At 65.0% G+C, this 18,899-nt stretch carries 19 protein-coding genes; 13 read left to right on the forward strand and 6 right to left on the reverse strand.

Annotation, left to right across the window (positions count from 1 at the left end; translation table 11 throughout):
* The coding region (locus B7449_RS16355) for a hypothetical protein (RefSeq protein ID WP_082084923.1) at positions 1-285 on the reverse strand (285 nt) is incomplete at its 3' end.
* Between the two features lie 248 nt (positions 286-533).
* On the opposite strand from B7449_RS16355, the gene B7449_RS16360 reads away from it, so the two are divergent.
* Complete coding sequence (locus tag B7449_RS16360; RefSeq protein WP_039732583.1) at positions 534-1,838, forward strand: MFS transporter; 1,305 nt, start codon at positions 534-536, stop codon at positions 1,836-1,838.
* Positions 1,839-1,884: 46 nt separating this feature from the next.
* Here the strand turns inward: B7449_RS16360 and sodC are convergent, their stop codons facing one another.
* Positions 1,885-2,412, reverse strand: coding sequence for a superoxide dismutase[Cu-Zn] (gene sodC, locus B7449_RS16365; RefSeq protein WP_039732584.1), 528 nt, complete (start codon positions 2,410-2,412; stop codon positions 1,885-1,887).
* A 371-nt stretch (positions 2,413-2,783) separates the two neighbouring features.
* On the opposite strand from sodC, the gene B7449_RS16370 reads away from it, so the two are divergent.
* Both B7449_RS16370 and B7449_RS16375 read left to right on the forward strand, forming a co-directional pair.
* Entirely contained in the window at positions 2,784-3,929 is a 1,146-nt protein-coding gene (locus B7449_RS16370; RefSeq protein WP_242407757.1) for a hypothetical protein, read from the forward strand.
* A 76-nt stretch (positions 3,930-4,005) separates the two neighbouring features.
* Entirely contained in the window at positions 4,006-5,079 is a 1,074-nt protein-coding gene (locus tag B7449_RS16375; protein ID WP_039732587.1) for a glycosyltransferase family 4 protein, read from the forward strand.
* Between the two features lie 279 nt (positions 5,080-5,358).
* On the opposite strand, the gene kdsA is transcribed toward B7449_RS16375, so the two are convergent.
* From kdsA to tpiA, 4 genes are all read right to left on the reverse strand, one after another.
* Entirely contained in the window at positions 5,359-6,207 is an 849-nt protein-coding gene (kdsA, locus tag B7449_RS16380) for a 3-deoxy-8-phosphooctulonate synthase (RefSeq protein WP_039732588.1), read from the reverse strand.
* Entirely contained in the window at positions 6,204-7,850 is a 1,647-nt protein-coding gene (locus B7449_RS16385; RefSeq protein WP_039732589.1) for a CTP synthase, read from the reverse strand. Before B7449_RS16385 ends, kdsA begins: the two co-directional genes overlap by 4 nt.
* A gap of 129 nt (positions 7,851-7,979) precedes the next feature.
* Positions 7,980-8,276, reverse strand: coding sequence for a preprotein translocase subunit SecG (secG, locus tag B7449_RS16390; RefSeq protein WP_039732590.1), 297 nt, complete (start codon positions 8,274-8,276; stop codon positions 7,980-7,982).
* A 38-nt stretch (positions 8,277-8,314) separates the two neighbouring features.
* Positions 8,315-9,058, reverse strand: a complete 744-nt coding sequence (tpiA, locus tag B7449_RS16395; protein ID WP_039732591.1) for a triose-phosphate isomerase — start codon at positions 9,056-9,058, stop codon at positions 8,315-8,317.
* An 18-nt stretch (positions 9,059-9,076) separates the two neighbouring features.
* Here tpiA and B7449_RS21395 point away from each other — a divergent pair, with 18 nt between their 5' ends.
* The 10 genes from B7449_RS21395 to B7449_RS16440 form a co-directional block, all read left to right on the forward strand.
* Positions 9,077-9,220, forward strand: a complete 144-nt coding sequence (locus tag B7449_RS21395; RefSeq protein ID WP_167335764.1) for a hypothetical protein — start codon at positions 9,077-9,079, stop codon at positions 9,218-9,220.
* 45 nt (positions 9,221-9,265) lie between these two features.
* A complete protein-coding gene (locus B7449_RS16400) occupies positions 9,266-11,257 on the forward strand; it encodes a peptidylprolyl isomerase (protein WP_048883840.1) in 1,992 nt (663 codons plus the stop codon).
* Positions 11,254-12,828 (forward strand): anthranilate synthase component I, encoded by a 1,575-nt coding sequence (gene trpE, locus B7449_RS16405; protein WP_039732592.1) that lies wholly within the window; start codon positions 11,254-11,256, stop codon positions 12,826-12,828. Before B7449_RS16400 ends, trpE begins: the two co-directional genes overlap by 4 nt.
* A gap of 101 nt (positions 12,829-12,929) precedes the next feature.
* Complete coding sequence (locus tag B7449_RS16410) at positions 12,930-13,526, forward strand: anthranilate synthase component II (RefSeq protein WP_039732593.1); 597 nt, start codon at positions 12,930-12,932, stop codon at positions 13,524-13,526.
* A gap of 6 nt (positions 13,527-13,532) precedes the next feature.
* Positions 13,533-14,870: an anthranilate phosphoribosyltransferase gene (gene trpD / locus B7449_RS16415; protein WP_039732594.1), complete on the forward strand. Its 1,338-nt coding sequence runs from the start codon at positions 13,533-13,535 to the stop codon at positions 14,868-14,870.
* A gap of 18 nt (positions 14,871-14,888) precedes the next feature.
* Positions 14,889-15,773, forward strand: coding sequence for an indole-3-glycerol phosphate synthase TrpC (gene trpC / locus B7449_RS16420; RefSeq protein WP_048883841.1), 885 nt, complete (start codon positions 14,889-14,891; stop codon positions 15,771-15,773).
* Positions 15,770-16,261 carry a cyclic pyranopterin monophosphate synthase MoaC gene (moaC, locus tag B7449_RS16425; protein ID WP_039732597.1) on the forward strand — a complete coding sequence of 164 codons (492 nt, stop codon included), beginning with the start codon at positions 15,770-15,772 and terminating at the stop codon, positions 16,259-16,261. Before trpC ends, moaC begins: the two co-directional genes overlap by 4 nt.
* A 134-nt stretch (positions 16,262-16,395) precedes the next feature.
* Positions 16,396-17,355 carry a pyruvate dehydrogenase (acetyl-transferring) E1 component subunit alpha gene (pdhA, locus tag B7449_RS16430; RefSeq protein WP_235721073.1) on the forward strand — a complete coding sequence of 320 codons (960 nt, stop codon included), beginning with the start codon at positions 16,396-16,398 and terminating at the stop codon, positions 17,353-17,355.
* A 7-nt stretch (positions 17,356-17,362) separates the two neighbouring features.
* Positions 17,363-18,733: a pyruvate dehydrogenase complex E1 component subunit beta gene (locus tag B7449_RS16435; protein WP_039732599.1), complete on the forward strand. Its 1,371-nt coding sequence runs from the start codon at positions 17,363-17,365 to the stop codon at positions 18,731-18,733.
* Positions 18,734-18,747: 14 nt separating this feature from the next.
* A partial coding sequence (locus tag B7449_RS16440) for a biotin/lipoyl-containing protein (RefSeq protein ID WP_305778422.1) occupies positions 18,748-18,899 on the forward strand: 152 nt, incomplete at its 3' end.

Consider the following 18,899-nt stretch of genomic DNA (forward strand, 5'->3'; position numbering starts at 1 on the left):
GGGCAGGGCGAGCATCGTGGCCACGGTGGTCATGGCCATCACGGCGGCAAGCATGGCGGCCATGGCAGGACCAGTGGTCACAATGGCCAGGGCGGTGAAAACCGGAACGGCGGCCCCGGCGAAAACGGGGATCGCGGTGGCGAGAACCGTGGCGGCCAGAACAACGGCCCCGGGGATCGTGGCGGCGACAGCCAGAACGGCAGCTGGGGCGAGCACGGCGGCGGTCGCGGTGGTGATCACAATGGCGGCTGGAACCAGAACAGCAGCACGTCCAACTGATCCCATCACCCAGACGGAAGGCCCGGCATGTCGTCGGGCCTTTTTTGTTGCGGGAAAGAAAACCTGCAACCGTGACGCCGTGCAGGCCAGTAACGCCCTGACAGATTGTATGAACGCACGCATTTATAAAAAACAGGAACAGTTTTCAGGTGTCGCCTGTTTCAAACCGCCCCGCACGATGTCTCATGGCTTGTCCGTGCATCCGCGCATGATAGCATGCCGTTCTTGCCGCGGACGTCAGGGAACACCAGAAAATGGAAGACAGGCAGACGCTCCCCCTGAAAGAGAAGGTGGCCTACGGCTGCGGCGATGTCGCCTCCAACATGATGTGGGGCATGACCTCATCCTACCTCATGTATTATTACACGGACATATATGGCCTGCCGCTGGTGGCGGTATCATGGATATTGCTGGTGGCCCGCGTTGTGGATGCCTTCTGCGATCCGGCCATCGGCTATGTCGTTGACCGCATGGGGGGGCTGATCGTGCCGCGCCTGATCCGGGCGCTTGCCATTCCCTTTGGCGTGACGGGTTTCCTGTGCTTTGTGGCCCTGCCGTTTTCGCCCACGGGGAAAATCCTGTGGGCGGGGCTGACCTATATTGTATTCGGCGCGATCTATTCCTGCATCAACACGCCTTATGGTGCGCTGTCGGTCATGATCAGCCGGAGTGCGGCGGCGCGCGTCAGCCTGAATGCATTCCGCATGATGGGATGTCAGGCGGGATCGCTGTTTGTGGCGCTTATGACCATTCCCGCCATGACATGGCTGGGCGGGGGCGACAGTGCGGCACAGCACCGGTATGGCATGGCGGTCTATGTGCTGGTCCTGTCGGTTGTGGGCAGCCTCCTGTGGCTGTGCGTGGCGCGTGGCTGCACCGTGCGGCACCCGCCAGCACCCGTCCGGCAGGGACTGGTGGTTACGCTGCGCCATCTGTCTGGCAACCGGCGGTGGGTGCTGAGCAACATGCTCGCGTTCTTCTATTTCGTGGGGCAGGCGGCCCTGTTCGGGTTTGCCCTGTATTACGCCCGCATTGTTCTTGGCGGCACGGAGCAGCTGGGCGCCAATATCATTACGTTCATCACCGTCCTGCTGTTTGCGGGCGTGCCCGCGTGCGGGCCACTTGCGCGGCGTCTGGGCACTGTCCGCAGCGGGATCGCATGCCTGATCGCGCAGGGTGCGGCCTATCTGGCCATGGCTGTCGCGGGGGCGTCCATGACGGGTTTTTTCCTGTCCGCAGGTCTTCTGGCGCTGGCGCAGGGGGGCATGTCGCCGCTGTATTATACCCTGCTGGCCCAGGCCGTGGATGATGGGAACCCGCGTACCTCGACCGGATCGGCAGGGTTGGCGTATTCGATCAATACATGGGTCACGAAACTGGCGATGGGCCTGACCGGCTTCGTCCTGGCGCAGTTCCTGTCACACGGGCATTACGTTGCGGATGGGGCGGCACAGCCACTGGAAGTGTCATGGTGGATTACGGCGGGATTTGTCTGGCTGCCGCTGGGGGCGGTGTGCATGCAGGCCCTGTGCCTTCTGGCATGGCGTGACAGGGCGTAAGACGCCGGCCGCGGCTGTCCCGCGACCGGAATGGATGCCAGCCGCGTTAATGGATCACGCCGCAGGCCACGCGGTCGCCCGCGCCACCAATGGGCTGGGTGCGGTAATCATCGGGATTGGCATGGATGACCAGCGCCGACCCGTCGGCATCCAGCAGGGCAGGACGGCCATCCCTGCCATTCAGGGATACAAGGGTGGAATACAGCTCCACCGTTGCCGTCCCGTCCTGATTGACAAACACATTGGGCAGGTCGCCCGCGTCATTGGCGTTCGGGTTCAGCAGGCCATGCACGACGGGGCTGGCCGCATGGACATGCGCGCCCGCGCTGCTGAACTTCGGCGGCCCGCAGTCGCCTTTTTCATGGAAGTGAATGCCGTGCCAGCCGGGGATCAGTCCCTTCGCCTCGATATGCACCAGCACGCCCTTTGGCGCGTCCGTGACATGCAGGCTGCCGTGGTCGGTGCCGTCATTGCCGATCAGGCTGCCGGACGCCGTATCGGCGGCATGGGCCAGGGCAGGCGCGCAGGCCAGTCCGGCAAGGATGGTGAACAGTTTCAGTCGGGATGTAAGCATGGGATATTCCTTATTCCGGATCGCACGGCAGCCGTAACAGCAGCGGGATGACAGGCCGGTATCCTGCCGGGAAACGCCCGCGCGCTGACATGGCGGGGGCCTGTCTGCGACAGCGTGCCGGAATTAAGACCTGTTCGCAATAACCGCGAGCCCGTGCCCTGCTTCCGTCCGGCCCGCCACCGGGCCAATATCATGCGCAGACAGGGCGCGGTGCGGGTGGCGCGTGTCCTTCACTTTCTGCGGAGGCCGCGCACAGGGCGTCCGGTCCATGCCCGACCCGACGCGCAGGCCGCCCGTCGGGAACGGAGCGGTTCCCCTGCGTTCATTCCCGTTGTATGACCCGACACTTCTCCCTCATGGCATGGCGGCACATGAAGATCGGTTTCCTGTTCAATCACGACTGCACCCATCAGGTCCCGCATACGGCGCCGATCATCTGTGAACTTGTGGCCATGGGGCAGGATGTAACGGTCATTACCTCTACCGCGGCGCAGGAAGCCCATGTCCGCAAAACCATTTCCGCCTGCGCGGAGCGCGTGACATACGCCCGGATTGATATCGGGCCGCTGTCCCGGGCCATAAACACGGTGGCGCGGGCGGTCGTGCCGTTCCGCCGCATTGCCAACCTGCGCGAAAACATCGACCTGTTCGCGGGGTTTGACGCGCTGGTGGTGCCCGAGACGACATCGGCGCTGCTGAAAAGCCATTTCAACCTGGATGTCCGGCTGATCTACCTGCCGCACGGGGCGGGGGACCGGTCCATCGGGTTTCGCGACGTGACCCGGTTTTTCGACCTTGTGCTGCTGCCCGGCGCCAAGACGCGTGAGCGCATGCTGCACAAAAACCTGATCCGCCCCGGTCACCATGCCGTTGTCGGCTATCCCAAATTCGACACCGTGGACATGACGGCGCGGCCACGTTTTTTTGACAATGACCGGCCCACCGTCCTGTACAACCCTCATTTCGACCCGGTCCTGTCATCATGGTGGGACATGGGGATCGAGGTGCTGGAATGGTTCGCGCGGCATGATGAGTACAACCTGATCTTCGCGCCCCATGTCATGCTGTTCCGCCGCAGGCTGCAGACATCGGTCGAACACCGCCGCATCCGCCTGCGCCGGAAGATACCCGAACGGCTGCGTAACCTGTCGCACATACGCATTGATACCGGCAGCCAGAATTCGGTGGACATGTCCTATGTCCTTGCCGCCGACATCTACCTGGGGGATGCCAGCAGCCAGGTCTATGAATGGATCGCCCGGCCGCGCCCGTGCATCTTCCTCAATTCCCACCATGCGCGCTGGCGCGACAACCCCAGCTATGCGCACTGGAACATGGGACAGGTGATCGAGGGCGTGGACCAGCTGCCCCATGCCCTTGCCGTGGCATGTGAACAGCAGCGCCTGTTTGCCGCCCGCCAGCAGGCCGCATTCGATGCGACATTCCATACCGTTCCCGGTGAAACCGCCGCCTATCGCGCCGCGAAGGAAATTGTTACATTTTTATGTAAGGATTAGGCCAGCAGCCCAATGACCCGCCGGAATACGTGATGCTATCCTGTCCGGCCGGTTCAGGGCACGGAGTGTACGGGGCATGCGCATCGCCTACATTATCAATACGTTTGAAGGTGGTGGCGCTGCCCTTCCCATTCCCGCCATTGCGGAGGTCTTCCGCCAGCATGGGCATGAGGTGCATGTCGCCGCCATATGCCGGCGCAACGGGCGCGCCCTGCCCGTGCTGCGCGCCGCCGGGGTGCCTGCCACCGTGCTGGACGCGGATGACGCCCCCATTCCCCGGCAGCTGCACAGGCTGGATGCCTGGGTACGCAGCATCCGGCCCACCCACCTGTGGACATCGCTGACACGCGCGACTCTGCTGGGGGAACTGGTGGGGGCATGGCAGGGCATTCCCGTGATCAGCTGGCAGCATAATGCGTTCCTGCGCCCCGCCAACCTGACGCTGCTGCGCAGCATGAAAAACCTCAGCCGGATCTGGGTGGGGGATTCCGCCTATGTCACCGCGCTGACCTGCCAGAAGCTGGACCTGCCCGCCAGTCGCGTCATGTGCTGGCCCATCTTTCGCGTCTGGCCCGACGCGGCCCCCGCGCCTGCATGGCAGCCGGGGCAGGTGGTGCGGATCGGCTCGCTCGGGCGGCTGCATGGTTCAAAGGGGTATGATGTGCTGTGCCGCGCGCTTGTTCACCTGCGTGACGTGCCGGGCCTGCCACCCTACCGCGTGGTCATTGGCGGGGAAGGGGCGGAACATGACCGCCTGCAGGCTTTCTGCCACCGGCATGGCCTGAACAATGTGCAGTTTGCCGGTTATGTCGAGGACGTGCAGTCCTTCCTGCGGCAATGCCACATGTATGTGCAGCCCTCGCGCTACGAAGGTTTCTGCATCGCCGCGCATGAAGCCATGAACATGGGCCTGCCGGTCGTGGGCAGTGCGGTGGGGGAGATGAACCAGTCCATTGTGGATGGGGTTACCGGCTGGAAAGTCGCCCCGGACCGGCCATCTCAGCTGGCTGGCAAGCTGGAGGCCGCCCTGCGCGCCCCCGGGCAACTGGCCGGTATGGGACAGGCCGCGCGGGAGTGGGTGATGCAGACATTCAGCGCACGGGCCTTTGACGAAGCCGGAGCCGCGATCCTGCGCCGCATGGGCACGTAGGGGTACGGGCGCGGAACCGGAGGAACGCAAAAAGACCGGAAAACCGCGGTTTTATGCCCGGCGTTCCCACCGAACCCCATCCTGCGCCAGATCCTCGCCATATATATACTGCATATATACTACCCATATATAGTTTATTATATCATGGGGTACGGTGGGAACAGGAGCACATCACGTTCCGCACCATGACCGGGCAGGCGCGGAAAACCACCAATGGTCATACCACCGGAGGGAACGGGCGGCGCGTGCCCCATCCCCGATCGGGGATGGGAACACAGGTCAGATGATTACGTCCGGCGGGGACTGCTTGGTCAGCCGGTCATACTGCTGCAGGGATGACAGCAGGTCCTCCATGCAGGCCAGCGGCAGCATGGTTGCGCCATCACTCGGCGCGGTATCGGGATCGGGATGGGTTTCGATAAACACCCCCGCCACCCCGATGGCCAGCGCCGCACGCGCAAGGATGGGCGCGAACACCCGCTGCCCGCCCGAAGCCGACCCGAGGCCACCGGGCTGCTGCACCGAATGGGTGGCGTCATAGATCACGGGATAGCCGGTTCCCGCCATGATCGGCAGGGCGCGCATGTCATTGACCAGCGTGTTGTAGCCAAACGACGTGCCGCGTTCACACAGCATGATGCGGTCATTGCCGGTGGAGGCAATCTTGGCCGCGACATTGGCCATGTCCCACGGGGCAAGGAACTGCCCCTTCTTGATATTGACCGCCGCCCCCGTCTGCCCCGCCGCCAGCAGAAGGTCGGTCTGGCGGCACAGGAAGGCGGGGATCTGCAGCACGTCGGCCACTTCCGCCACCGGGGCGCACTGGTCGGGCTGGTGCACGTCGGTCAGCACCGGCATGCCGAAGCGCGCACGGACCTGCGACAGGATATCCAGCCCCTGCGCCATGCCCACGCCACGCGCGCCGTTGATGGACGTGCGGTTGGCCTTGTCGAACGAGCTTTTGTAGATCAGCCCGATGCCCAGCTTCGCTGCAATGCCATGCAGCGCGTCGGCCACTTCACTGGCCTGCTGCAGGGATTCGATCTGACAGGGCCCGGCGATCAGCACGAAAGGGGATTCGTTGCTGATGCTCAGGTCGCCAATGGCAACGGCGCGATGGTCGGTCATCGCTTGCCGCCCGCCCGTTCCGTCGCCTTTGCGACCGCCGCCCTGATGAAGCCGGAGAACAGCGGATGCGGGTCAAACGGCTTGGACAGCAGTTCGGGGTGATACTGCACCGCGATGAACCACGGGTGGTCGGGATATTCCACCACTTCAGGCAGGATGCCGTCGGGCGACATGCCGGAAAAGCGCAGGCCGGTCTTTTCCAGCTGTTCGCGGTAGTGGTTATTGACCTCGTAGCGGTGGCGGTGGCGTTCGCGGATGTTGGTGGTGCCATAGGTCTCGGCTGCCCGTGACCCTTCGGCCAGCTTTGCAGGATAGGCGCCAAGGCGCATGGTGCCGCCCATTTCGCCGCCTTCACGCCGGCGCAGCAGTTCGTTGCCCCGCGCCCATTCGGTCATGAGACCCACCAGCGGCTGGTCGGTCGGCCCGAATTCGGTCGACGACGCATCCGTGATGCCCGCAAGGTTGCGCGCGCATTCGATCACCGCCATCTGCATGCCAAAGCAGATGCCCATGAACGGGATGTTGTTTTCACGCGCGTATTTCACGGCGCGGATCTTGCCTTCCGACCCGCGTTCGCCAAACCCGCCGGGCACCAGGATGGCGTCGCTGCGGGCCAGGCTGTTCACCGCGTCATCCGATTTCTCGAAATCTTCCGCCTCGACCCAGTTCAGGCGCACGCGCGCACGGTTGGCGATGCCACCATGCTGCAATGCCTCGATCAGGGATTTGTAGCTGTCCAGCAGGGCGGTGTACTTGCCGACCACCGTCACCAGCACCTCGCGGTCGGGGTGGCGGACGGCATCGACAATCTTTTCCCACCGCGACAGGTCGGGATCCGGGGTGGTGGGCAGGCCGAAATGGTGCAGTACCTCGGTATCCATGCCTTCGGCGTGGTACGAGATGGGGCAGGCATAGATCGTGTCCACATCGCGCGCCGCGATCACGGCCTGCGGGCGGACATTGCAGAAGCTGGCGATCTTGCGGCGTTCGTTTTCGGGTATTTCCCGGTCCGAACGGCAGACCAGCATCTGTGGCTGGATGCCGACATTCTGCAGTTCCTTGACGGAATGCTGCGTGGGTTTTGTCTTCAGCTCACCCGCCGCAGCGATCCACGGCAGAAGGGTGAGGTGGATGAACATCGTCTGGTCGGGGCCAAGGTCGTTGCGCAGCTGGCGTATGGATTCAAGGAAGGGCAGGCTTTCGATATCGCCCACCGTGCCACCGATCTCGACCAGGACGAAATCGAGGTCTTCGGTATCCGCCACGATCGTTTCCTTGATCGAGTCGGTAATGTGGGGAATGACCTGCACGGTCGCGCCCAGATAATCGCCACGCCGTTCGCGCGCGATCACGCCGGAATAGATCTGCCCCGTCGTGGCATTATCCGCCCGGGTGGCGTGCACGCCGGTAAAACGTTCATAATGGCCAAGGTCCAGATCCGTTTCCGCGCCGTCGTCGGTCACGAAAACCTCGCCGTGCTGATAGGGACTCATCGTCCCCGGATCGACATTCAGGTAGGGGTCAAGCTTGCGCAACCGGACCCGATATCCACGGGCCTGGAGCAGGGCAGCAAGGGCAGCCGAAGCAATGCCTTTGCCGAGGGAGGACACCACGCCGCCGGTGATGAATACAAACCGCGTCATGGATGGCCTTTCTACACAGCTTGCAGCCAAGCTGCAAAGGCTACGACGCGACATGGGCCGAAAAAATGAAAACTGCCCCGGCACGGAATGCCGGGGCAGTTCTGAAAGTCGCCATAAACCGCGAAAAAATCAGTGTGTGTCCGCGGGTGCGCCGGTTACGGGCGGCTGGGCCAGGATGTCATGCCCCGCACCGGTCGAGGCCCCGCGATTCATGACCGCAAGTGTCAGCGACAGAACCATGAACACCGTGCCCAGCACGGCGGTCGAACGCGTAAGCAGCGTTGCGGTCCCGCGCCCGGACATGAAGGAGCCCATGCCCTGCGACCCGCCGATTCCAAGGCCGCCGCCCTCGCTGCGCTGGATCAGGATGGTCCCGATCAGCGCAATGGTGACGAACAGGTGCAGTAGAAGAAGAACAGTGATCATGCGTCTTTCCAGTCAGGGCCCCGCCCGCCGCGCGGCAATCACGAAGCGCGGGCGGCGCGGACAAGCGGCACGAAGGCGTCGGCCTTCAGGCTGGCATTGCCCACCAGCGCCCCGTCCACGTGTTCGACAGGCAGGATATCGGTGACATTGCGTGCGTTAACGGACCCACCATAAAGGATTTGGATCGTTTTGCCAGCATCACCGAACTGCCGCACCAGTTCGGCGCGGATAAAGGCGGCCATGTCGGCAATATCCTGCTGGGACGCGGCCTGTCCCGTGCCAATGGCCCAGATGGGTTCGTACGCGACAATCCCCTTGAAACCCTGCGGTAGCGAGCCCTCAAGCTGCCAGCCCACGGTGGCCTGCGAATCCCCGGCGGAGCGCTGGTCGTCGTTTTCGCCCACGCATACGATGGGGGTCAGGCCCGCCTGCATGGCGGCGACCGTCTTTTCGCGCACGGTTTCATCCAGTTCATGGTGTTCGGCGCGGCGTTCGGAATGGCCAAGGATGACGTATTCCACGCCGAGGTCCACCAGCATGAGGGCGGAAATGTCGCCGGTATGGGCCCCCGACCGATCCTTGTGGCAGTCCTGCGCGCCCAGACCGATCCCGGCCTGCTTCAGCTTCGGCGCAAGGCGGGCCAGCTGCGTGAAGGGCGGGCAGACCACCACGTCGGCCCGCGGGGTCAGCGTGGCCAGTTCCGCGACCAGTCCGTCCACCAGCGCGTCGGCATCCGCGCTCAGGCCATTCATTTTCCAGTTGCCGACAATTATCTGCTTCATGTTTCCACTCCTGCGCCCATGCGGCAGCGCGCCGCCTGCGCGGTGCGTGGCATGGTTGTCATGGGGGTGCAGCCTACACCATGGCGCGACCCCGGTTGCAACCCGCCTGCGCCGCATCACGGGCGTGCGTGCATTCTTGTGCTGGTCAAGCCGCTGGCGTGACCGTATGGTGCCCGACCGGAAAACAGGGCGCCCACATGGGCGCGCATGGTGCGTACGCCCTGTTCCGTCCGGCTTTGTCTTGGTCCTGGCGCAGGGTTTTTCATGCTATCTTTTCTGTATCGCGTGTTTGTCGATTCATGGGTGGGACGCATCGTCGCCGGGCTGTTTTTCCTTGCCTTCATCGGATTTGGCGTGGGCGACGTGCTGATGAACATCGGCACCGAACGCGCCGATGTCGTGGCGCGGGTGGGCGATCGCCCCATTCTGGTGCAGTCGTACCAGAACGCGCTGCAGTCCGAGATGCCGCAGGTGGCGCAGTCCATGCACCTGTCCGATCCGTCCCAGATTCCGGCGGCCACGCGTGAACAGATCGCCCGGCAGGTCCTGACCCGCCTGGTGCTGCAGGCCGAAATTGCCGAGGCCGCCGATCGCCACGGCCTGATCGTGCCCGATTCCGTGGTGCGGGACGAAATCTTCTCCATCCCCGCCTTCAGGGGGCGCGACGGGCAGTTTGACCGCGCGCTGTTCAATGACCGCCTGCGCCGGACCGGCATGTCCGAGGGGCGGCTGGTGGACCTGGTGCGTCAGGAACAGGCGTCGCGCGTGCTGCTGCAGCCGATTCGCGATGGCGCCACCGTGCCCGACGTGATGGTCCGCCGCCTGTTTGATTTCGAGGCGCAGACCCGCACCCTCGACCTTGTGCGCGTGCCGTTCGACAGCCAGCAGGTTACGGCCACCCCCACGCCGGCCCAGCTTGCCCGCTACCACGCCAATCACCCGTGGGAATTCACCGCACCCGAATTCCGTCATGCCCGCATTGTCGTGCTGTCGGCGGATACGATCGGCCGCCAGCTCGACATATCGGATGACGAACTGCACAAGGCGTACGAGGCGCAGGCCCAGACCTTCAATTCGCCCGAACGCCGCACCGTGCAGATCGTGACCGTGCCGACCGAAGCGCGCGCCACCGCCCTGCGCGCGCAGTGGGCGGATGCAGGCGCATGGGCGCAGGTGCAGAAGGATGCGGGCAGGGATGCGGCGGCGGTGGAACTGCCGGGCATCAAGGTTACGGACGTGCCCTCCGCCGATCTTGGCAGGCAGATCTTCGCCGCGCCCGCCGATGCAACGCAGGGACCGATCAAAAGCGAAGGCGGCTGGGTCGTCTTCCGCGTGACTGCCGTCACCCCCGCGCATGCAACCCCCTTTGCCGATGTGCGTCAGGCGCTGCATGATCAGGTTGCCCATTCCCGTGCGCAGGCGCTTCTGGCTGACCGGGTGCAGAAGCTGCAGGATACCATTGCCGGTGGCGGGCTGGAGTCCATTCCCACCGATATCGGGGCCGCCGCCGTCTCGGGCGATGTGGATGCGGCGGGCCTGACGCATGACGGCAACCCCGCCCCGATCCCGGGTGGCGACGCGGCGCGGCAGGCGATCGTGGCGCGTATCTTCGCGCAGGCGAAGGGCGCGAATCCCGAACTGCTGCAGGGGCCTGATGGCGTGTGGTACGCGGTATCGGTTGACGGCGTGACCCCCGGCCATGCCCTGAGCCTGCAGGAAGCTGGCCCGCGCGTAGCCGCCGCATGGCTGGCCGATATCCGCCGTCACATGGCCGACCAGCAGGCCACGGCATATTACACGCAGGCACAGGGGCAGGGCGGTCTGGGCCATGTCAGCCCCGCCATTGCCGGGCTGGAACACAGCCAGCCGATTTCCCCCATGCAGCCCGCGCCGGAAATCCCGCGTGAGGTGGCGGCCCTGATCTTCCGCCTGTCCCAGCCGGGGCAGAGCGTGATGACGCAGGCGGGCGACGCCTACGTGGTCGCGACGCTGACGGCCATCAACCATCCTGACCCGACCGCGCAGAAAAACCTGTATGACCGCGTGCGCGCGGGCCTGACGCAGTCGATGGGCGATGATATCGAAATGACCTATGGCAGCGCGCTGGAAGGCGTGGTCAGGCCCAAGCCGAACGATTCCGCCATCAAGGCGGTGATGTCGGACGTAACAGGTAGCCAGAATACGGGAACAGCACAGTGACAGCAGACGCCCCGCGCATCCGTCCCTCCTTCCGGCAGGCTGACGCCGCCCGGCGTGAAGCGGCGCTGGCTGACCTGCGCGCGGGCCGGGGCACAGTGGCATGGCGGGTGGAGCCTGCGGACCTGCTGACGCCGGTGGCCGCCTTCCTGCGGCTGTCGCGCCTTGCGCGCAGCCACGGGGGCGGCAATGGCGGGCATAACGCCTTCCTGCTGGAAAGTGTCGAGGGCGGAACCTCCCGCGGGCGCTATTCCGTCATCGGCCTGCTGCCCGACCTGATCTGGCGCTGCCATGACGGCCGGGCCAGCGTGTGTCATGATCCTGCCGCCGCCACCCATGAATTCGTGCCCGAAACCGATGCCCCGCTGGTGTCCCTGCGCCGCATCCTGCATGAAAGCCGCATGGACCTGCCCGAAGGGCTGCCGCCCATGACCGGCGGCGTGTTCGGCTACCTTGGCTATGACATGATCCGCCAGGTCGAGCACCTGCCCGACATGCCGGCCGATGACCTCGACCTGCCCGAAGGCATCATGATCCGTCCGGGCCTGTTCGCGATATTCGACACGGTGCGCGACGAACTGTTGCTGGCCGCCCCCCTGCGTCCCGCGCCGGGGCAGGCGCCCGAAGCCATATGGGATGCGGCGCAGGACCGGCTGCAGCAGGCCCGCGCCGCCCTGTCCACCCCCGTCGAGCTGCCCGATGGGCCGGTGGGCGACATGCCGGCCCCCGTGCCGCAGTCCACCATGACGCGGGAGGAATTCTGCGGCGTCGTGCGCAGGCTGCAGGACTACATCGCGGCGGGCGACGCCTTCCAGATCGTGCCCAGCCAGCGGTTCAGCGCGCCGTTCAGCCTGCCGCCATTCGCGCTGTACCGCGCGCTGCGGCGGATCAATCCGGCGCCCTTCCTGTTCTATCTCGACCTGGACGGGTTCAGTCTTGTGGGGTCCTCGCCGGAAATCCTGGTGCGCCTGCGCGAAGGCACCATGACCGTGCGCCCGCTGGCGGGCACCCGCCCGCGTGGCCGCACGACAGCCGAAGACATGGCGCTGGAGGCCGAACTGCTGGCCGATCCCAAGGAACGCGCCGAACATCTTATGCTGATCGACCTTGGCCGCAACGACGTGGGCCGGGTATGCGAACTGGGGTCGGTCAGGGTGACGGAGCAGTTCGTGATCGAACGCTTCAGCCATGTCATGCATATCTCCTCCAACGTGGAAGGAACGCTGCGCCCTGATCTGGAGGCGCTGGACGCGCTGATGTCGGGCTTCCCCGCCGGCACGCTGACGGGTGCGCCCAAAATCCGCGCCATGCAGATCATTGACGAGGTGGAACCGACCCGTCGCGCCACCTATGCCGGGTGCATCGGCTATTTCGGTCCCGATGGCGACATGGATACCTGCATCGGCCTGCGCATGGCGGTGGTCAGGGACGGGCGGATGTACGTGCAGGCGGGCTGTGGCGTGGTGGCCGACAGCGTGCCCGACGCAGAATACGAGGAAACCCGCCAGAAGGCCCGCGCCCTGTTCCGCGCGGCGGAGGAGGCGGTCCGCTTCGCCAGTGGCGACGACGCATAAGGCGTTTTGATGGCGTGCGTGGACATGATACAGAAGAGGAAGACATGCCGGGCCGGACCTGAGGGTTTGACCCGGCCCAGTGGAAAAGCCATGATACGCCCATGATCCTCCTGATCGATAATTATGACAGCTTCACCTTCAACCTCGTCCATTACCTTGGGGATCTGGGGGAGAAATGTGATGTCTATCGCAATGACGCGATCAGCGTGGAGGACGCGCTGGCGCTGAAGCCGGAGGCGATCGTCATTTCACCCGGCCCCTGTTCCCCCAACGAGGCCGGGATCTGCTGCGACCTGATCGCGGCGGCGGCGGGAAAGGTGCCGGTTTTTGGCGTCTGCCTTGGCCATCAGGCCATTGGTCAGGTCTTTGGCGGAAAAGTCGTGCGCGCGCCCGTGCCGATGCATGGCAAGGTCTCGCCCGTGTATCATGACGGGACCGATATCTTCACCGGCCTGCCTGACCCGTTCAACGCCACCCGCTATCACAGCCTGACGGTCGCGCCCGACAGCCTGCCCGCCGCCCTTGTGGCGACGGCGCATACGGATGATGGCGTGATCATGGGCCTGCGCCATGCGACGTTGCCGATCTTTGGCGTGCAGTTCCACCCCGAAAGCATTGCATCGGAATATGGCCACAGGATCATGGCCAATTTCCTGTCCATCGCACGCGGCTCCAGCACACCGCGCAAGGCCGCCTGACCGGCGATGGCCAGCAGCAGGGACAGCGCCTCGGTCGCCAGCACCACGTTCCGCGATAGTCTGGGACGTGTCGCGGGCGGCGAAGTCGTGGCGCCAGAACAGGCCAGGGACGCGCTGGAGGCCATAAAAAGTGGCGCGGTGGGGGATGTCCCCGCCATCGCCTTCCTGACCGGATTGTACATGCAGGGCCGGATCCTTGCCGATCCGGTGGAACTGGAAGCCGAACTGCGCAACCGCGCGCCCGCGGATGCAGGCATGACGCCGGAATTCCGCGACATACTGGACCAGACGCTGGACGGCCGCGCCCTGGATGCGGACATGGCGCAGGCCGCCTTTGACCAGATCATGGATGGCCGGGTCAGCGCAGGGGGGCTTGCCGCCTTCCTGACCGCGCTGCACATGCGCGGCGAGACCGTGACCGAGCTGGAGGGCGCCGTGCGCGCCATGCGCGCGCGCATGGTGGCGGTGCCCGACATGCCGGCGCAGGCGATTGACGTATGCGGCACGGGCGGCGACGGGCTGGGCACGCTGAATGTCTCCACCGCCGTGGCGTTCGTGCTGGCCGGGCTTGGCGTGCCGGTGGTCAAGCATGGCAACCGGGCGCTGTCCTCGCGCTCGGGGGCGACGGACGTGCTGCAGGAGCTGGGCGTGCCGCTGCCGGTGGACCACGGGCATATCGGTGCCATGGTGGCGGAGCATAATCTGGCTTTCCTTGCCGCCACAAATCACCATCCCGCCATGCGGCATGTGGGCGCGGTGCGCCGGGCGCTGGGCTTTCGCACCATTTTCAACCTGCTTGGCCCGCTGTGTAACCCCGCAGGCGTGACGCGCCAGATGGTGGGCGTATTCTCCCCCGACTGGCTGGACCCGATGGTGCGCACGTTGCAGGCGACCGGGTCGACGCGCGTCTGGGCCATAAGCGGGGATTGCGGCGAAGGGCGGTTCATTGACGAACTGACCCTGGCCGGTCCCAACCATGTCGTCATCCTTGAAGACGGGCTGATCCGTCCTCTGGTCGTGGATGCGGCGCGCGCCGGGCTTGCGCCCGCGCCGATTTCGGCCATTGCCGGTGGCGCGCCCGCGCATAACGCATGCGCCCTGCGGGATCTGGCGCATGGCGCGTGCGGCGCGTACCGTGACACCGTGCTGCTGAACGCGGCGGTGGCGTTGCATGTGGCGGGTGAGGGGAACAATATTATCCGGGGTGGCGACGCGATCGACTATGCCGCCCTGCGGGAAAACATCGGCCGCGCGGCCGGTGCCCTTGATAATGGTGCGGTCGCGGCCGTGCTGGAGGCTGTCCGGAATTTCCGGGCGGACATGCCAAACAGAGTAACAGGGTAGAAAATGAACGACACGCCAATGACCCCCCCCCAGACAGGTAGTGTCCAGCCCGCGGATGTGGACAGCATTCCCGATGTTCTGGAACGTATCTGTGCACGGACCCGGGTGGACGTGGCGCAGCGCGCGAAGGTCATGCCGCTGAAGGAAATCACGTCCCGCGCGCGGGACGTGACCACGCCGCCGCGTGGCTTCGGGCAGGCGCTGAAGCAGAAAACCGCTGACCACCAGATCGGGCTGATCGCGGAAATCAAGAAGGCGTCGCCGTCCGCCGGTATCCTGCGCCCCGATTACGAACCCACCGTGATCGCGCAGGAATATGAAAAGGCGGGCGCGGCCTGCATTTCGGTCCTGACGGAAGGGTCGTGCTTCCACGGCAGCGCGGAAGACCTGACGCGCGTGCGTGAGGCGTGCAAGCTGCCGCTGCTGCGCAAGGATTTCATCATCGACCCGTGGCAGGTGCATGAAAGCCGCCTGATCGGGGCGGACTGCATCCTGCTGATCATGGCCATCCTGACCGATGCGGAAGCGGCCGAACTGCTGGACATCGCGCGCGGGCTGGACATGGACGTGCTGGTGGAAGTGCATGACGAGGGCGAACTGAACCGCGCGCTGGCACTCGATACCTCGCTGATCGGCATCAACAACCGCAACCTGAAGACGCTGCAGACCGATATCGAGACCACCTGCCGCCTGGCCCCCCTGGTGCCGCCCGACCGGATCATCGTGTCCGAAAGCGGCATCCGCACCCATGCGGATGTCATGAAGCTGAACGCCGTGGGCGCGTCGGGCTTCCTGGTGGGGGAAAGCCTGCTGCGGTATGAAGACGTGGGCCCCGCCGTCCACGCGCTGCTGGGCACCACGCCGGACGCGCCTGCCGCAGCCCCGGGTGACGCCGCGCCATGACGGAGCCGCGGCTGTCACATCTTGATGCGGCGGGGAATGCGGTCATGGTCGATGTCTCGGCCAAGCCGGATACGCGGCGCGAAGCCGTGGCGCACGGACATATCAGCATGCGGCCCGCGACACTGGCCATGATCCTGTCGGGTGAGATGCCCAAGGGCGACGTGCTGGCCACGGCGCGCATCGCGGGCATCATGGCGGCCAAGAAGACGTCGGACCTGATCCCGCTGTGCCACCCGCTGGCCATTTCATCGGTGAAGGTTGACCTTGTGCCGGATGCGGCGGGGGACGGGATCGGAATTACGGCGCGCGTGCGCACCACCGGGCCGACAGGGGTGGAGATGGAGGCCCTGACCGCCGTCTCCGTCGCGGCGCTGACATTGTATGACATGTGCAAGGCCGTGGAACGCGGCATGGAAATCGGTCAGATACACGTGATCCATAAATCTGGCGGCGCGTCTGGCGATTATGATCGTGCCATGACGCCGTAACGCCATGACGGCTGTGTTGGCACCCCCTCCAATTGCGGCGCGCCAGAACAGTGGCGCAGCAAGCATGAACCTGAGGACGTTTGATGAGTAACGAGACAGATCACGGCCTGTCCGGTGGGCATAACAGCCGGGCCATGACCGAGGCCGACCTGAAGGAAGCCTATTATCAGATGGTGCTGATCCGCCGGTTCGAGGAACGCGCGGGACAGTTGTATGGCATGGGGCTGATCGGCGGTTTCTGCCACCTGTATATCGGGCAGGAAGCGGTCGTGGTCGGGATCCAGATGGAACTCAAGCAGGGGGACAAGATCATCACCTCCTACCGTGACCACGGGCAGATGCTGGCCGCTGGCATGGACCCGCGCGGGGTGATGGCCGAACTGACCGGGCGCGAGGGAGGGTACTCCCACGGCAAGGGCGGGTCGATGCACATGTTCTCCAGTGAAAAGCATTTCTACGGCGGGCACGGCATTGTCGGCGCGCAGGTCTCGCTGGGGATCGGGCTGGCGTTCGCCAACAAATACCGGGGCACGGACGAAGTCTCGGTCACGTATTATGGCGAAGGGGCGTCAAACCAGGGACAGGTTTACGAAAGCTTCAACCTTGCCGCCCTGCACAGGCTGCCCTGCCTGTTCGTGCTGGAAAACAACCGCTACGGCATGGGCACCAGCGTCGAGCGCGCCTCCGCATCGAAGGAACTGTGGCGCAATGGGGAGCCGTGGGGCATTCCGGGCATGCATGTCGATGGCATGGATGTCGAAGCCGTGCGCGCCGCCGCGGCCGAGGCCGTGGCCCACTGCCGCGCGGGCAGGGGGCCGGTGCTGCTGGAGGTCGATACCTACCGTTACCGCGGCCATTCCATGTCTGACCCGGCAAAATATCGCCAGCGTTCGGAAGTGGATGAGGTGCGCAGGAACCACGACCCCATCGACCGCGTGCGCCGCGAACTGCTGGAACGCGGCGTGGCCGAAAGCGAACTGAAATCGATGGATGACAAGGTAAAGGCGGTCGTGCTGGACGCGGCGGAGTTTGCCCAGACCAGTCCCGAGCCCGACCCCTCGGAACTGTGGACGGACATACTGGTGGAAAGCTGAATTAGAGATGGCAACAGAAATACTCATGCCCGCCCTGTCCCCCACGATGAAGGAGGGCAAGGTCGCACGCTGGCTGCGCAGGCCGGGCGAGGCGATTGCCGCAGGCGACGTGATTGCGGAAATCGAAACCGACAAGGCCACGATGGAAGTCGAGGCCGTGGATGAAGGCGTGCTGGGCCGTATCCTGATCCCCGAAGGGACGGAAAACGTGGCCGTCAACACGCCTATCGCCATCCTGCTGGCGGATGGCGAGGACGCGGATGCACAGCCCGCGGCGGCGGCTCCCGCAGCCGACGTCGCCCCCGACGCTGCCCCCGCGGCCGTCCCGCCGTCCTGTGGCCCGACGCCGTCTGCCCCCGGCACGCCGCCCGTGTCGGCCCAACCTGAAAAGGACTGGGGCGAAACCGCCGAGATTACCGTGCGTGAAGCCCTGCGCGACGCCATGGCGGCCGAGCTTGCGCGCGATGAGGACGTGTTCCTGATCGGTGAGGAAGTGGCCCAGTACCAGGGCGCGTACAAGGTCTCGCAGGGGCTGCTGGACGAATTCGGCGAAAAGCGGGTGATCGATACCCCCATTACCGAACAGGGCTTCACCGGCATGGCCATCGGGGCCGCGCTGACGGGGCTGAAGCCGATTGTCGAGTTCATGACCATGAACTTCGCCATGCAGGCCATTGACCAGATCATCAATTCCGCCGCCAAGACACGCTACATGTCGGGCGGACAGATGTCGTGCCCCATCGTGTTCCGTGGCCCCAATGGGGCCGCTGCCCGCGTGGGCGCGCAGCATTCGCAGTGCTATGCCAGCTGGTACGGTCACGTGCCGGGGCTGAAGGTCGTGGCGCCCTGGTCGGCTGCGGACGCCAAGGGCCTGCTGCGGGCCGCGATCCGCGATCCCAACCCGGTCATCTTCCTTGAAAATGAAATCCTGTACGGACAGCGTTTTCCCTGCCCGGTAGATGAGGACTTCATCCTGCCCATCGGCAAGGCGAAGGTCGAGCGCGAAGGGCGCGACGTGACCATCGTCACCTTCTCCATCATGGTGGGGGTTGCGCTGGAAGCGGCGGCAAAACTGGCGGAGCAGGGGATCGAGGCCGAGGTCATCAACCTGCGCACCATCCGCCCGCTGGATACCGGGACCGTGGTGGACAGCGTGAAGAAGACCAGCCGGCTGGTCACGGTGGAAGAAGGCTGGCCGTTCGCGGGCATTGGCGCTGAAATCGCCATGCAGGTGATCGAACATGCCTTTGACTACCTTGACGCGCCGCCGGTGCGCGTGGCCGGGGCCGACGTGCCCATGCCGTTCGCCGCCAACCTTGAAAAACTCGCGCTGCCCAACCCGGACTGGATCATCAATGCCGTCCGGCAGGTTGTGTGAAGGGGGATCGCACGATGTCCATCAACATCCTGATGCCCGCCCTGTCGCCGACCATGACGGAAGGCAAGCTGGCCCGCTGGGTCAAGGCGGAAGGCGATGCGATTGCCGCGGGCGACGTGATCGCGGAAATCGAAACCGACAAGGCCACGATGGAAGTCGAGGCCGT

Origin of the sequence: Komagataeibacter intermedius TF2 (genome assembly GCF_000964425.1) — a bacterium.
Lineage (GTDB): Bacteria > Pseudomonadota > Alphaproteobacteria > Acetobacterales > Acetobacteraceae > Komagataeibacter > Komagataeibacter intermedius.